General features: G+C 69.3%; 13 protein-coding genes and 1 other RNA gene. 9 read left to right on the top strand and 5 right to left on the bottom strand.

What is annotated here, in order from left to right; all coding sequences use genetic code 11:
- Positions 1–6 precede the first annotated feature (6 nt).
- Together thiE and thiD are read left to right on the top strand one after the other, a co-directional pair.
- Positions 7–651, top strand: a complete 645-nt coding sequence (gene thiE / locus N2M23_RS16830; RefSeq protein ID WP_265447094.1) for a thiamine phosphate synthase — start codon at positions 7–9, stop codon at positions 649–651.
- Complete coding sequence (thiD, locus tag N2M23_RS16825) at positions 648–1451, top strand: bifunctional hydroxymethylpyrimidine kinase/phosphomethylpyrimidine kinase (protein WP_265447093.1); 804 nt, start codon at positions 648–650, stop codon at positions 1449–1451. Before thiE ends, thiD begins: the two co-directional genes overlap by 4 nt.
- Here the strand turns inward: thiD and N2M23_RS16820 are convergent, their stop codons facing one another.
- Together N2M23_RS16820 and N2M23_RS16815 are read right to left on the bottom strand one after the other, a co-directional pair.
- Positions 1452–2528: an SLC13 family permease gene (locus tag N2M23_RS16820; RefSeq protein WP_265447092.1), complete on the bottom strand. Its 1077-nt coding sequence runs from the start codon at positions 2526–2528 to the stop codon at positions 1452–1454.
- A gap of 4 nt (positions 2529–2532) precedes the next feature.
- A complete protein-coding gene (locus N2M23_RS16815) occupies positions 2533–3279 on the bottom strand; it encodes a YaaA family protein (protein ID WP_265447091.1) in 747 nt (248 codons plus the stop codon).
- 74 nt (positions 3280–3353) lie between these two features.
- Here N2M23_RS16815 and N2M23_RS16810 point away from each other — a divergent pair, with 74 nt between their 5' ends.
- Together N2M23_RS16810 and rnpB are read left to right on the top strand one after the other, a co-directional pair.
- Entirely contained in the window at positions 3354–4793 is a 1440-nt protein-coding gene (locus N2M23_RS16810; RefSeq protein ID WP_265447090.1) for an RNB domain-containing ribonuclease, read from the top strand.
- Positions 4794–4820: 27 nt separating this feature from the next.
- Positions 4821–5192, top strand: an RNA gene (rnpB, locus tag N2M23_RS16805) — RNase P RNA component class A.
- A gap of 299 nt (positions 5193–5491) precedes the next feature.
- Here the strand turns inward: rnpB and N2M23_RS16800 are convergent.
- Complete coding sequence (locus N2M23_RS16800) at positions 5492–6100, bottom strand: hypothetical protein (RefSeq protein ID WP_265447089.1); 609 nt, start codon at positions 6098–6100, stop codon at positions 5492–5494.
- A 207-nt stretch (positions 6101–6307) separates the two neighbouring features.
- Here N2M23_RS16800 and N2M23_RS16795 point away from each other — a divergent pair, with 207 nt between their 5' ends.
- Both N2M23_RS16795 and N2M23_RS16790 read left to right on the top strand, forming a co-directional pair.
- Positions 6308–7837, top strand: coding sequence for an arylsulfotransferase family protein (locus N2M23_RS16795; protein WP_265447088.1), 1530 nt, complete (start codon positions 6308–6310; stop codon positions 7835–7837).
- A gap of 63 nt (positions 7838–7900) precedes the next feature.
- On the top strand, positions 7901–8731 hold the full coding sequence (locus N2M23_RS16790) for a phosphatidylinositol-specific phospholipase C/glycerophosphodiester phosphodiesterase family protein (protein WP_265447086.1): 831 nt from the start codon (positions 7901–7903) through the stop codon (positions 8729–8731).
- Between the two features lie 36 nt (positions 8732–8767).
- Here the strand turns inward: N2M23_RS16790 and N2M23_RS16785 are convergent, their stop codons facing one another.
- A complete protein-coding gene (locus tag N2M23_RS16785; RefSeq protein WP_265447084.1) occupies positions 8768–10225 on the bottom strand; it encodes a GuaB1 family IMP dehydrogenase-related protein in 1458 nt (485 codons plus the stop codon).
- A gap of 61 nt (positions 10226–10286) precedes the next feature.
- Between N2M23_RS16785 and N2M23_RS16780 the strand changes: the two genes are divergently transcribed.
- The 3 genes from N2M23_RS16780 to N2M23_RS16770 all read left to right on the top strand — a co-directional run bounded on the left by N2M23_RS16780 (position 10287) and on the right by N2M23_RS16770 (position 12348).
- Positions 10287–10940 carry an MBL fold metallo-hydrolase gene (locus N2M23_RS16780; protein WP_265447082.1) on the top strand — a complete coding sequence of 218 codons (654 nt, stop codon included), beginning with the start codon at positions 10287–10289 and terminating at the stop codon, positions 10938–10940.
- Between the two features lie 46 nt (positions 10941–10986).
- Positions 10987–11163: a hypothetical protein gene (locus N2M23_RS16775; RefSeq protein ID WP_265447081.1), complete on the top strand. Its 177-nt coding sequence runs from the start codon at positions 10987–10989 to the stop codon at positions 11161–11163.
- A 75-nt stretch (positions 11164–11238) separates the two neighbouring features.
- Positions 11239–12348, top strand: coding sequence for a lipid II:glycine glycyltransferase FemX (locus N2M23_RS16770; protein WP_265447080.1), 1110 nt, complete (start codon positions 11239–11241; stop codon positions 12346–12348).
- A 155-nt stretch (positions 12349–12503) separates the two neighbouring features.
- Here N2M23_RS16770 and ppgK read toward each other — a convergent pair whose 3' ends face one another.
- Positions 12504–13265 (bottom strand): polyphosphate--glucose phosphotransferase, encoded by a 762-nt coding sequence (gene ppgK, locus N2M23_RS16765; RefSeq protein WP_265447079.1) that lies wholly within the window; start codon positions 13263–13265, stop codon positions 12504–12506.
- Between the last annotated feature and the right edge of the window lie 7 nt (positions 13266–13272).

The raw sequence follows: 13272 nt of genomic DNA, 5'->3' as shown, positions 1-13272 counted from the left end.
GGGCCGATGGATGCCAAGGAGCTGCGCGTCTATCTGGTGACGGACGCCGGGTTGAGTGGCGCTCGAGGCGTTGTCGAGACCGCGCGCCAGGCGGTCGCGGGCGGTGTGACGATCGTGCAGCTGCGCGACCACGACGCGAGCTCACGACAGCTGGTCGAGACCGCCCAGCGCCTGCGCGAGGTGACGCACGCCGCCGGCGTGCCGTTCATCGTCGATGACCGGCTCGACGTCGCGTTGGCGGTCGGCGCGGACGGAGTGCACCTCGGTCAGTCCGACCTGCACCCGGTCGACGCGCGGCGCATCGCCGGGCCGAAGCTGTTGATCGGGCACTCAGTTGCATCCCTGGACGAGCTCCGGGAGGCCGGCCAGTGGCCGGCCGACACCGTTGACTACCTCGGCATCGGGCCGCTGCGCGCAACCAGCACCAAACCGAACGCCGCCGCGCCATTGGGGTATGACGGGGTGCGCGCCATCGCCCGGACGACCGCGCTGCCGACGGTCGCGATCGGCGGCATCGGTGTCGACGACGTCGCACCGCTGCTGGCCGCCGGGGTCGATGGGGTGGCCGTCGTGTCGGCGATCTGCGCTGCACCTGACCCCGCTGCCGCAGCCGCAGAGCTGCGGGCCGCCGTCGACGGCAGTGCCTCATGACGGACACACCGACCGCGCTCACCATTGCCGGCACGGACCCGAGTGGGGGCGCCGGGATCAGCGCGGACCTCAAGACCTTCTCCGCACTCGGCGCCTTCGGGACAGCGGTGATCACCGCGGTCGTCACCCAGAACACCCGAGGCGTTGCCGCGGTGCATCAACTCGACGGGGCAACCGTCGCGGGACAACTGCGCAACCTGCTCGACGACGTGCACATCGACACGGTCAAGATCGGCATGCTCGGCACCGCCGACGTGATCGACGCCGTCGCCGAGGTGCTGCGAGAGCGCGCGGTCGGCCCGGTAGTGCTCGACCCGGTCATGGTGGCCAAGAGCGGGCACCGGTTACTCGATGCGGACGCGGTGAATGCGTTGCGCAGCAACCTGATGCCGCTGTGTGACCTGATCACCCCCAACCTGCCGGAGGCCGCCGACCTCCTCGGGGTCGAGGAGGCGACGACCGTGACCGAGATGATGCGGCAGGTGCACGCGCTCGGCGATCTGACCGGGGGAGTACTGCTCAAGGGCGGCCACCTGGACGGCGAGGAGAGCACCGACCTGCTGCTCTCCGGCGGCCGGGTCACCGAGCTCTCCGCTCCTCGGGTGTCGACCCGCAACACGCACGGCACGGGCTGCACGCTGTCGGCCGCGATCGCCGCCCTTCAGCCGCGCAGCGCGGGCTGGGAGCCGGCAGTGCGTGCCGCGAAGGACTACCTGACCGGTGCACTGCGGCACGCGGACGAGTTGTCGATCGGGTCCGGTCACGGCCCCGTGCACCACTTCTGGCGCGCCTGGGACTGATCAGACCAGCGCGAGCACCACGGTTGCCGCGCCGACCGCCGCAACCGCCACGACGAGGCTCTCGATCGTGAACCGCCGCAACGGGATCCGCAGGCCGGCTCGTTCGCACCGACTGCGCCACAGGAGCGTGGCGAGCGAGCCCCAGAGGGTGACGATCGGCCCGGCGTTGACGCCGATGAGCAGGGCCATCAGCCGGTGCGCGCTGTCACCGGCCGCAGACTCCGCTGCCAGGTAGGCCGGCAGGTTGTTGACCAGGTTCGCGCCGACCGCGCCGGCACCGGCCACACGCAACAGCGCAGCCAGTCCGTCGCCATCCCCGACAAGCCGCGCGATCAGCGTGTTCAGACCGTGTGACCCGAGGACGTCGACCACGACGAAGAGCACGCTGACGCCCATCACCATCCGCCACGGCACGGCGATCTCCCTGACCCCCGCTCGGTCGCGAATCCACAGCGTCACCAACAAGATCGCCGCCGCGATCGCGGCCGGGATCGCCGGGGTCACCCCGGTGACGAACACCGGACCGAGCAGCGCACAGACCGCGCCGGCGACGCGCAGCAGCACCGGATCGCCGGTCTGCGGCGCGGGTGGCACGGCATACCGGCCGGCGAGGGAGCGGCCGTGCAACACCGCGATCGCGAGTGCGGTGGCCACCATTGCCGTCAGCGCTGGGCGCCACGCCACCGACAGGTATGACGAGAACCCGCCCCACCGTGAGAACTCATGCAGGGCAAGCAGATTCGTCAGGTTGGAGACCGGCAGTAGCAGGGATGCGGTGTTGGCGAACCAGACGGTGGTCAGCGCGAACGGCAGCGGCGTGATGCGGGCCTGGCGTGCCATCGTGATCACCACCGGCGTGAGCAGCACCGCGGTCGTATCGAGGCTGAGCACGGTGGTGGCGACGCAGGACAGCAGGACGACCACCACCCAGAGGATCAGAGTGCGGCCCCGCGCCACCCGTGCCGCCCAATGTCCGGCAACCTCGAAAACACCTGCCCGGTCGGCTATTTCGGCCACAACGGTGATGCACACCAGGAAGGCCAGGACCGGGCCGACCCGGTCGACCAGGGCGGTCACCGGGTCACCGGGCTGTCACTGCGAGGTCCCAGGGGGTGCCGGTGCGACCCGGTTGGCGAAGCTCGGCCTTGAAGTCGGTGGCGAGCACGTCCCGCAGCGCGGCGGGCGTGCGCGGCTGCTCACCCGCCTGCGCCAGGTGCCGGGCGACCAGTCCGCGGGTGTGCTTGGCCATGTGGGTGGCCCCGGGCACCGAGATGCGCACCCACCGCTTCGCTGTCGCACCGGCGGGTGACCAGGCCGCGGCATACGTGCTGGAACGGCAGTCGACGACGACGCCAGAGCCGGCTGCCGTCGTCATCGGCCCGTCCAGCACGCGACGCCAAGCCGCCGCGAGCGGTCCGACACCGGCCAGGTTGGTGCCCATCGACAGTCGGTAGGCGGGCACCTTGTCACCGAGCCGCAGTGCGCCGAAGAGCGCTGACTGCACCACGATCCAGCGACGTGCACGCCGAAGGGCGGCCGGCTCGAGGCTCGGCAGGTCCAGTGCGTCGTAGAGGACACCGGTGTAGAGGTCACCGACGACCTGCGCCGGTGCAGTGCGCAGGGTGCGGTTGCGTTCGACCTCGTCGGCGATGCCGGCGCTGACCCCGAGTCGGTCGAGTGCGTCGGCGTGCCCGCTGACCTCGATCAGTGCGTCGAGCACGGTGTCACGCGTCGTGGACAGTTCCGGGAAGCTCAGTTTGGCCAGGTCGAGCGACTTGCCTCGCGTCCGGGGCGTTTTGGTCTCCGACGGCGGCAACAGGATCAGCACCGCGGCAGACTACCGAGCGATGCTCGACGCCGCGCTCCCGCACCACGGCCGCGGTTCTGCCTATGGTGGGGCCCATGACGCTTCGCCAGATCATCGCCCCTCAGGCCGATCCACGGGCCGACGCCGACGCCGGGCCGCTGGAGCGGGCATTCGCCGCGATCCGTGAGCAGTTGAAGCTCAGCCTCGATTACCCGGCCGACGCCCAGGCCGAGGCCGAGAAGGCCGCGGCTGGGGCGGCGCTGCCGGATCGCGATGAGACCGCCGTTGCGTTCTTCACCATCGACCCGCCCGGATCCAACGACCTGGACCAGGCGATGTTCCTGGAGCGCGACGGTGACGGATACCGGGTGCGCTACGCCATCGCGAACGTACCGGCATACGTCACGCCGGGCGGCGCGCTCGACGCCGAGACCCGCCGGCGCGGTCAGACGATCTATATGCCCGACACCCGGTTGCCGCTGCATCCGCAGGTGCTCAGCGAGGACGCGGTCAGCCTGTTGCCGGACCAGGTGCGCGGGGCGTTCGTGTGGGACATCCGGCTGTCGGCGACCGGCGAGACGACTGCGAGCGAGGTCTATCTGGCGAAGGTGAAGAGCGTTGCCCGCCTGGACTACGAGGGTGTGCAGCAGCAGATCGACGACGGCACCGCGGACGAGGGTTTGGCGCTGCTCAAGCAGATCGGTGAACTCCGGATCGCCTTGGAGCAAAAGCGTGGCGGCGCGAGTCTGCCGATGCCCGAGCAGGAGGTGCACAAACAGGATGACGGCACCTATGAGCTGAGCTTCCGGCCGCCGGTGCCTGCGGAGGACTGGAACGCGCAGATCTCGCTGATGACCGGCATGGTTGCCGCCGACATGATGCTGCGCGCCAAGATCGGCATCCTGCGCACCATGCCCGAACCCGAGCAGAGCGCGATCGACCGGTTCCGCAGGCAGGCGACCGCGCTCGGGGTGCCGTGGCCGCAGGACCAGGCGTATGGCGACTTCATCCGCAGCCTGGACCGGACCAACCCCAAGCACCTGGCGCTGATCTACGACGCCACCAGCCTGTTCCGCGGGGCCGGCTACACCCCGTTCGACGGCCAGGTGCCCGACCAGCCGCTGCAGGCGGCGGTCGCTGCGCCATACGCTCATGTGACGGCGCCGCTGCGCCGGCTGGTGGACCGTTTCGGGTTGGCCGCCTGCGAGGCGATCAGCCGTGGGGCCGACGTGCCGGACTGGGTGCGGCAGGCGCTGCCGTCGCTGCCGGACATCATGCGCACCACCGACCAGCTCGCCCGTCAGGTCGAGAATGCCTGCACCGACACCGCGGAGGCCGCGGTCCTGTCGCACCGGGTCGGCGAGACCTTTGCCGCCTCCGTGGTCGACAAGAACGACAAGGGCGTCGTGGTGCAGCTGGTCGACCTCGCGGTCACCGCGAAGTGCACGGGCGACGCCGAGCTCGGCGCACAGGTGCAGGTCAAGCTGACCACGGCAGACATCGGGCAGCACCTGGTCGAGTTCGCGCTCGCCTGAGGCCCGCCAGTAGACTGATCCGTTGGATGAGTCGGCCGGGCGGCCGCGTCGGGAGTGATCCCGCCGAGGAAAGTCCGGACTCCGAAGGGCAAGGTGGTGGCTAACGGCCACCCGGGGTGACCCGCGGGACAGTGCCACAGAAAGCAGACCGCCACCGGTTCGCCGGCGGTAAGGGTGAAACGGTGGTGTAAGAGACCACCAGCGCGCCAGGTGACTGGCGCGGCTAGGTAAACCCCACCTGGAGCAAGATCAGACAGCGTGCGATCGAGGGCGGCCCGCCCGAGCACGCGGGTAGATCGCTGGAGGCGGCCGGCAACGGTCGTCCTAGATGGATGGTCGCCATCGCGTCACCGGTAACGGTGCCGCGACACAGGATCCGGCTTATGGCCGGCTCATCCACTCCCCATGCGCAGCCCGGCGATTGACCCGTCGCCGGCTGCCGACTGCGGGAGCAGTTCGTCTACCGTTGGACACATGTCATGGCTGAGGCGCCGAAGGGCAAGCGACGTGTGTGACCGCTGCGGTCATACGGTGGCGCTGCATGTGAATTCGGCCGTGGGATGCTCGCGATGCGACTGCCCGCGGAGTCCGGGCCAGGCGTTGCGCGGGATCGATCCGCGTCCGGGGCGGCACCGCGCACGCGGGGAGTGACCAACGACCCCCAGCCGGTATGCCGGGGGCCGTTGTCGCACAGGCGATTACGGCATGTAGAGGGTCTGCAGCCGGGTGATGGTCCCGTTGCTGACGGTCACCTGAGCCAACGAGGTGTCGTTGACCCGGTACTGCGCCGGCACGTGGTAGTTGTGCGGAGTGAGCGGGCTGCTGTAGTCGGACTGGCCGCCACCACCGGGCGTGGTCGCGTTGTGGATCATCCAGGCCGGCGCCGACAGCGCCACCATCGCGCCGTCGCTCTGGCGGAAGCCGCTCAGGCCAATCGTCAACGATGCCGGCAGCTTCAGCACCACCTTCGTCGATGTCGGGGCCTGCGGGCAGTCCGTCTGGGACTCGTCGTACCGCATCACCGACGCTGACATCAGGTGTTCGAGATAGCCGGCCTGGACGTCCTGCACCGTGACGACATATTTGCCGTCGGCGAGTTCGCCGTTGACCAGTTGTGGTGCCGACCCCTTGACACCGCAATCGGATCGGCGGTGCAGGTCCTGTGCGACGAAGGTCGACTGCTCCGCCTGCTGCGTGTGTGCCGACGGCTGCGAGGTGTTGCGGACGGCGGCGTTCGCCGGTGCGGCGAGCAGGCCGGTGGCCGCGACGATGCCGGCGAGTGTCGTGCAGATGCGTTTTGTCTTCATTGTTCAGATCCCCTGAGTGATGTCGTCGCAGCGGTGATTCCACTGCCGTCCGACGGCCCAACCTTGGCTGGCCGGAGAGCCGAAATCCAGTGTCGGAGAGCGATTTACGGCCTAGTCGTACGGATTCGCCAGGGGGCCTAGGCCGCACACATCCGGTTCATCGAGCACTGATGCGCTGCTGCCAGGATCGACCGACACGGTGGGACCGTGAGAGTCCTTCGCGCCCGACGCCCCGCAACCCCGCCGACCAATGACATCGAAGCTGCCAAGGCCTCGCGCGCCGTCAGCCGACGGTCGGTGCTGCTTGCGGGCGCTTCGTTCGCCGGTGTCGGTGCGTGGATGGTGATTGACGGCCGACGGTCCGAGCCGGCGGCCGCTGAGGGTGCGGAGTCGGTGCGCAGCTTCGTGTCGACGGACGTCACGATGCCAGTGCTCACGGCGACCAGGTCGGGTGCGACCGCCCCGGGCAAGATCTTCGTCGACTCGCAACAAAGCGGCACCCAGGTCGCGATGATCGTCGACGACCGCGGGGAGCCGTACTGGATCCGGCCGGCCGACAGTGGAATCCTCAACGTTCATCCCCAAAAACTCGACGGGAGAACGGTTTTGGCCTATTGGGACGGCGACGCGATTGGCGGCTTCGGGGCCGGCACGATGCGCATCCTCGACTCGTCGTACGGCACGCTGCACAGCATCGACACGTTGGGCGGCGAACCGGTCGATCTGCATGAAAACCAACTCACCGACGACGGCACGCTGCTTGCGCTCGCCCAGGTCGTCCGGCGCGCTGATCTGTCGGCCATCGGGGGACCGGCAGACGGCTGGCTGCGTGACTGCCATGTCTACGAGGTGGACCTGAAATCCGGTGCGGCCACTCGCCGTTGGGTCGCGTCCGACGACATCGACCTGGACGAAAGCTATCTGGGCCTCGACGACGACGAGAAGCTGAACGGCTCGAGCCGGGACACGCCATACGACGCATATCACGTCAATTCGGTTCAGGCGTATGGTGATTCGCTACTCCTTTCGGTGCGGCACACCCATGCGCTGTGTTCGGTGCACCGCACCAGTGGCGCCCTGCAGTGGCGCATGGGTGGTAAACGCAGCGACTTCGACATCGCTGCGGACGCCGCCTTCGAGTGGCAACATCACGCCCGATGGCGCAGCGACACCGAGCTAGCGCTTTTCGACAACCACACGCGCAGCGGCGCCGACCTGTCGGTGTCGTCGGCGAAATTTCTCACCGTCGACCTCACCGCTCGCACCGTGAAGCTGCGTCGAGCACTACGCCGTGACGACACCAGCGGCCCGTCGGAAGGCAGTGTCGCGCCGGCCGGTGACGGGCACGAGATCGTGTCCTTCGGCTCGGGTGACCGGGTCACCGAGTTCGACGCCGACGGCAACCCGGTGCTCGACATCACCGGCTTCCACGCCACCTATCGCGCCTACCGCACCGACTGGGTCGGCCGCCCGTCGACGCTGCCGGACATCGCGACCCGATCCGCCGGCAACGGGCGGATGCGGGTGTACGCCAGCTGGAACGGGGCGACCGAGGTGGTCGCGTGGGAGGTCCTTGCCGGCCAGACGCCGACGGCGCTGCGCCGGGTGCGCCGGATGCGGCGCAGCGGCTTCGAGAGCACCGCCCTGATCCGGCGCGCCGACCATGTCGCCGTGCGCGCGCTCGACCGGGACGGCACCGTCCTCGCCACCTCCAAGACGGTGCAAACCGCAACGTGATCGCCGCCTGACGTTCGATGTCAGTTTGCCGAAGGCACCAGGCACACCGATCATGGTGAAGGTATGACGATGCGCGCACTGGGGACCCGCTCTCCCGGTCAGGTGGCAACGGCCGCCCTGCCCGGGACGCATGCGCATGGCGACTACGCCCACCGGCGACCCCTCTGGGACGCCCTCGCCGCCGGATTCACCAGCATCGAGGCCGACCTGTGGATGGTCCGCGGGCAGCTGTTCATCGGACACAGCTGGCCCAATCCACTGCGCACGCTGCGCCGGCTCTACCTCGAGCCTTTGGCGGAGTTGGTCCGCGAAACCGGTTGCATTTACCCCGGGTTCACCGACCCGGTGCTTCTGCTCATCGACCTCAAGAGCGACGCCGGCAATGCCCGTCCGGTGATCGAGCGACAGCTCGCGGAATACCCGGAGCTGTTCAGCAGCTGGCACGAGGGTGAGCTGGTGCCCGGTCCGGTCACCGCCGTGGTCAGCGGCACGCTCGCCGGCAAGAACTTCGACGCCCCGCTGCGCTGGACCGGAGTGGACGGCCGGCTGCGGGGCGGGTCCGAGCACGGCACCGCGAGCACGATGCCGTTGCTCAGTGACAGCTGGCCCGGCTTGTTCTCCTGGAACGGCGAAGGAAAGATGCCGACGGGGGAGCGGCTGCGATTGCAGCACCTCGTCGACTCTGCGCACGCGCGTGGCCAACAGGTGCGCTTCTGGGGCACCCCCGACGGGCGGGGCACGACTAGGGACAACCTGTGGGACACCCTGCTGGAGGCCGGCGTCGACTACCTCAACACCGACGATCTCACCGGTGCCCGCGACTTCCTGCTGCACCGCCGCGCTCGCGCCGGTGCCGACATCACCGACAGCGACCCGTCGGCCGCCACCGCCTGATCGGCGGGGCGTCCCCCGGCGGTCACCGGGCGTTCGTCACCACGACGTTTCGCGCGGGCGACCCTCGTCATACCCACTGGCGCTCTGAATGCCGACCACGGCGCGCTCGCGGAACTCGCCGATGTTGCGTGCTCCGGCGTAGGTGAAGCTGGAGCGCACACCGGCGATGATCGAGTCGATGAGATCCTCCACCCCGGGACGGCTCGCGTCGAGGAACATCCGCGACGAGGAGATGCCCTCCTCGAACAGCGCGGACCTGGCGCGGTCGAAGGCGCTGCGCGCCTGCGTGCGGTTGCTCACTGCGCGTGCGCTCGCCATCCCGAACGACTCCTTGTAGAGCCGACCGTCGGCGGCCTTGTTCAGATCGCCCGGGCTCTCCCAGGTGCCTGCGAACCACGAGCCGACCATCACCGAGCCGGCGCCGGCCGCGAGAGCCAGGGCGACGTCCCGGGGATACTTCACGCCGCCATCGGCCCACACCGACGCGCCGACTTCTGTTGCGGCCGTGGCACATTCGAGCACCGCGGAAAACTGCGGGCGTCCAACGCCGGTCATCATGCGCGTGGTGCACATTGCGCCAGGGCCGACTCCGACCTTGATGATGTCGGCGCCTGCCTCGGCGAGTTCGCGTGCGCCGTCGCCGGTCACCACGTTGCCCGCGGCGATCGGGATGCGCGCTCCACGTTCATTCTCGAAGGCGTGACGCGCGCCGCGCACGACCGACAAAGCTTCGAGCATCTTGTCCTGGTGGCCATGTGCGGTGTCGACCACGAGGACGTCGGCTCCGGCCTCCAGGGCAGCCCGGGCCTTGCCCGCGACATCCCCGTTGATGCCGATCGCCACCCCGATGCGCAGCCGTCCCTCGGCGTCCAGTGCCGGCCGGTAGATCGTCGAGCGCAGGATGCCCTTGCGGGTGAGGACGCCGGCGAGTGAACCGTCGCGGACGACCGGAGCCAGCTCGAAGTGGTGCTCGGTCAGCGCGTCGAAGGTGGAGTCCAGGTCGTCGCCGTCCTTGACCGTGAACAGGTCGCGGGTCATCACCTCACCGACCGTGGCGAAGCGGTCGACCTCGAGGCAGTGGCGCTCGGTCACCAGCCCGATCGGTGCATGGTCGGCGTCGACCACGATCGCAGTGCGGTGGGCGCGCTTGCCGATCAGCGCCAGCACGCCCCCGACCGGCGCGTCCGCGTCGACGGTCACGGGCGTCTCGTAGACCGGGTGCCGCATCTTGACGTAATCGACGGTCTCCCGCATCGCGTGCTCGGGGATGTCCTGCGGCAGCACGGCCATCGCGCCGCGCCGGGCCACCGTCTCGGCCATCCGGCGACCCGCGACCGCGGTCATGTTGGCCACCACCAGCGGGATCGTGGTGCCGACGCCGTCCGGTGTGGTCAGGTCGACGTCCAGGCGGCTGGTCACCGAGGAGCGAGACGGTGCCATGAACACGTCGTTGTACGTCAGGTCGTATGCCGGGCGATCGCCGAGAAACTTCACGTTCGTCGATTCTACGGCGTCCGGTCACTCACGCCGCAGGCGCGCGTCATACGGTGCAGGAATGAACATCACCCACCTTGGTCACGCCTGCCTGCTCATTGAATCCGCCGGTAGCCGGGTGCTGGTCGACCCCGGCGCCTTTTCCGCGTATGACGAGGTCGGCGACCTCGACGCCGTGCTCGTCACCCACCAGCACATCGATCACCTCGACCCCGAGAAGCTCCCAGGCCTGCTGCAGCGGAGCCCCGGGGCGGAGCTGCGCGCCGACCCCGAGACGGTGAAACTGTTGGCAGACAAGGAGATCGAGGCGAAACCGACCGTCGCGGGGGAGACCTTCGGGATCGGTCAACTGGAGGTCACGCCCGTGGGGGCACAGCACGCGGTGATCTACGAGGAGCTGCCGCGAATCGCCAACGTCGGCCTCTACTTCAGCGCGCCGGGCGAGCCGTCGGTCTACCACCCCGGTGACGCGCTCGACGGCAAGCCGGCCGGCGACGTCGACCTGCTCGCGGTGCCGGTCAGCGCGCCGTGGTGTGCGGTCAAGGAGACCATCGACTTCGTCCGCCGCATCGCGCCGCAGGCGGTCATCCCGATCCACGACGGGCTCCTCACCGACACCGGCCGCTCGGTCTATCTGGGCCAGATCGAGCAGTTCGGTCGCGAGGGCGGGATGCAGGTGCACGACCTGCGCGGGGCCGGCACCACGAATCTCTGACCGCCAGGTGTCGCCCGCATAGGTAAGCCTCACCTATGATGGTCGGGTGCCCGTCGTGACCGTGAAGAAGAAGTGCTGCGAGGACAAGCCGCGCTGCAAGAAATGCCCGGTCACCATGCACCGCCTGACCAAGGCCGGCTTCGCCGAGCGGCTCGGGGGACGACGCTACGCGCTGACCGGGAAGCCGCCGCGCAAGGTCGTCAAGGCGGCCCGGGCGCGCTGACCCCTTCACCGGCCTCGCTGCTCGGCTCGGCGCGGTGATTCGGTGGTCCGGCCCGGCGCCGGTAACTTGGGCGCCGTGACTTTGCGTGTGACCTCTTGCCGCGACCGCGACGTCTGGGACCGCACGGTGGTGACCTCCGGGGGTCACCCACTGCAGTTGTGGGGCTGGGGCGACCTCAAGTCGCGATACGCGTGGAGCGCCGACCGGCTGCTCGTGCACGACGGCGACCGCCTGGTCGGCTGCGCGCAGGTGCTCTACCGGCGGCTGCCGCCGCCGCTGAAGTCGCTCGCCTACGTCCCGCGTGGGCCGGTTGCCGAGGAAGCCGACCGCGGCGCGGTGCTCACCGCCCTCGCCGACCACGTCAAGCGCGAGCGCGGGTCGGTCGCGTTGTCGATCGAACCCGACTGGGCCGACCCGGCCTCGCCGCTTGCCAAGGGCGTCTCCGACGAGGAGATCGCCGCGATCGAGGCGGCGCGGCCGACCGGCTGGCTGCAGCAGGTCGCCGCCGCAGGCTTCGCGCGCAGTGCGAACACCGGCCTGATCCCGCGCACGCTGATCGTCTCCCTCACGCCGGACGAGGACGACCTGCTGGCTGCCTTCAGCTCGTCGACGCGGCAGAACGTCCGAAAATCGTTCCGCGCCAAGGATGTTCGCTTCGGCGAGGTCACCACCGACGCCGACCTCGACCAGGTGCTGGCGATCAACAAGGAGACCGGCAAGCGCGCGGGTTTCGCCGTACACGACGACGACTATCACCGCGCGATCCGCGACCTGATGGGGGAGCGCTCGCAGCTGCTCGCCGCCTGGGAGGGCGAGGAGGTCGTCGCGTTCGTCTGGCTCGTGGTGTCCGGGAGCACCGCCTTCGAGCTGTATGGCGGAGTGTCACCGCGGGGCATGAAGCTGCGGCTCAATTACGGCCTGAAGTTCCACGCGATGAAACACGTGAAGGCACAAGGCGTTTCCCGCTACGACTTCAACGGCCTGCTCAATGACGGCATTTCGGACTTCAAACGGCAGTTCGCCAAGCACGAGGACCTGCTGATCGGCACGTGGGACAAGTCGCTGTCGCCGCTCTACCCGGTCTTCGCCTCCGCGCTGCCCAAGGTGCGGCACGCGCTCAAGCGGGGCATCCCGGCGGCCAAGCAGAAGGTTGCGGCGCAGCGGGCGAGGCTCGGCGGTCGCTGACGCTGAGCCCGGGGGCAAAAACTCACCGATAAGGTGGCTGACGCGCCGTCCGCGGGCGTCCGCGCGGCGTGTCGAGCACCTTATCGGTGAGTTTTGTGCCCGCCGTGTCCGCCGGGCTGGCCGGGGCCGCCGGGCCCGCGGCCGCGAGAGGCGAGTCAGCCTTTGCCGGCCTGGTCCGCCAGCCACGCGGCACCGACGATGCCGGCGGCATTCTGCAACTGGGCGGCGACGATCGGCGCCCGCAGGTGCAGCAGCGGCAGGAATTTGTCCGCCTTCTTCGACACCCCGCCGCCGACGACGATCAGGTCCGGCCACAGCAGGTCCTCGATGTGGCTGAAGTAGCGCTGCAGGCGCTCGGCCCATTTCTCCCAGGAGAGGTCCTCCTTCTCCCGCGCGCTCTCGGCCGCCTTGGACTCGGCGTCGTGTCCGTCGATCTCGAGGTGACCGAGCTCCGAATTGGCAACCAGGACACCGTAATTGAGCAATGCCGATCCGATGCCGGTGCCGAGCGTCGACACCAGCACGAGACCGTCGGTATTGCGGGCCGCGCCGTAGTGCAGCTCGCCGACGCCGGCCGCGTCCGCGTCATTGACGACGGTCACCGTGCGGCCGAGCTTCTTGCTGAAGAGCTCCTCGACGTTGGTGCCGATCCACGACCGGTCGATGTTCGCGGCGGTGCGCACCACCCCGTGGGTGACGACCGCCGGCAGCGTGATGCCGATCGGCTCCTTGCCGGTCTCGGCGGCGAAGTTGTCGGCGATCTGCGCGATGATGTCCGCGACCGCGTCCGGCGTCGACTCCTCGGGCGTCTCGATGCGCAGCCGGTCCTTGGCGAACTCGCCCTTGTCCAGGTCGACCGGCGCGCCCTTGATGCCGGTGCCGCCGACGTCGATCCCGAGTGGGTAGGTCTTGCTCATGGCAGTG

Source organism: Flexivirga meconopsidis, assembly GCF_026162425.1.
GTDB classification, from domain to species: domain Bacteria; phylum Actinomycetota; class Actinomycetes; order Actinomycetales; family Dermatophilaceae; genus Flexivirga; species Flexivirga meconopsidis.
Note: the sequence above shows the minus strand (reverse complement) of the source record. Positions and strands in the feature narration are given on the sequence as shown.

Bases quoted from the DNA above. Each gene is read 5' to 3' on its own strand.
- thiE (WP_265447094.1), top strand. From the start codon at position 7: ATGGATGCCAAGGAGCTGCGCGTCTATCTGGTGACGGACGCCGGGTTG.
- thiD (WP_265447093.1), top strand. From the start codon at position 648: ATGACGGACACACCGACCGCGCTCACCATTGCCGGCACGGACCCGAGT.
- N2M23_RS16810 (WP_265447090.1), top strand. From the start codon at position 3,354: ATGACGCTTCGCCAGATCATCGCCCCTCAGGCCGATCCACGGGCCGAC.
- N2M23_RS16800 (WP_265447089.1), bottom strand. From the start codon at position 6,100: ATGAAGACAAAACGCATCTGCACGACACTCGCCGGCATCGTCGCGGCC.
- N2M23_RS16790 (WP_265447086.1), top strand. From the start codon at position 7,901: ATGACGATGCGCGCACTGGGGACCCGCTCTCCCGGTCAGGTGGCAACG.
- N2M23_RS16780 (WP_265447082.1), top strand. From the start codon at position 10,287: ATGAACATCACCCACCTTGGTCACGCCTGCCTGCTCATTGAATCCGCC.
- ppgK (WP_265447079.1), bottom strand. From the start codon at position 13,265: ATGAGCAAGACCTACCCACTCGGGATCGACGTCGGCGGCACCGGCATC.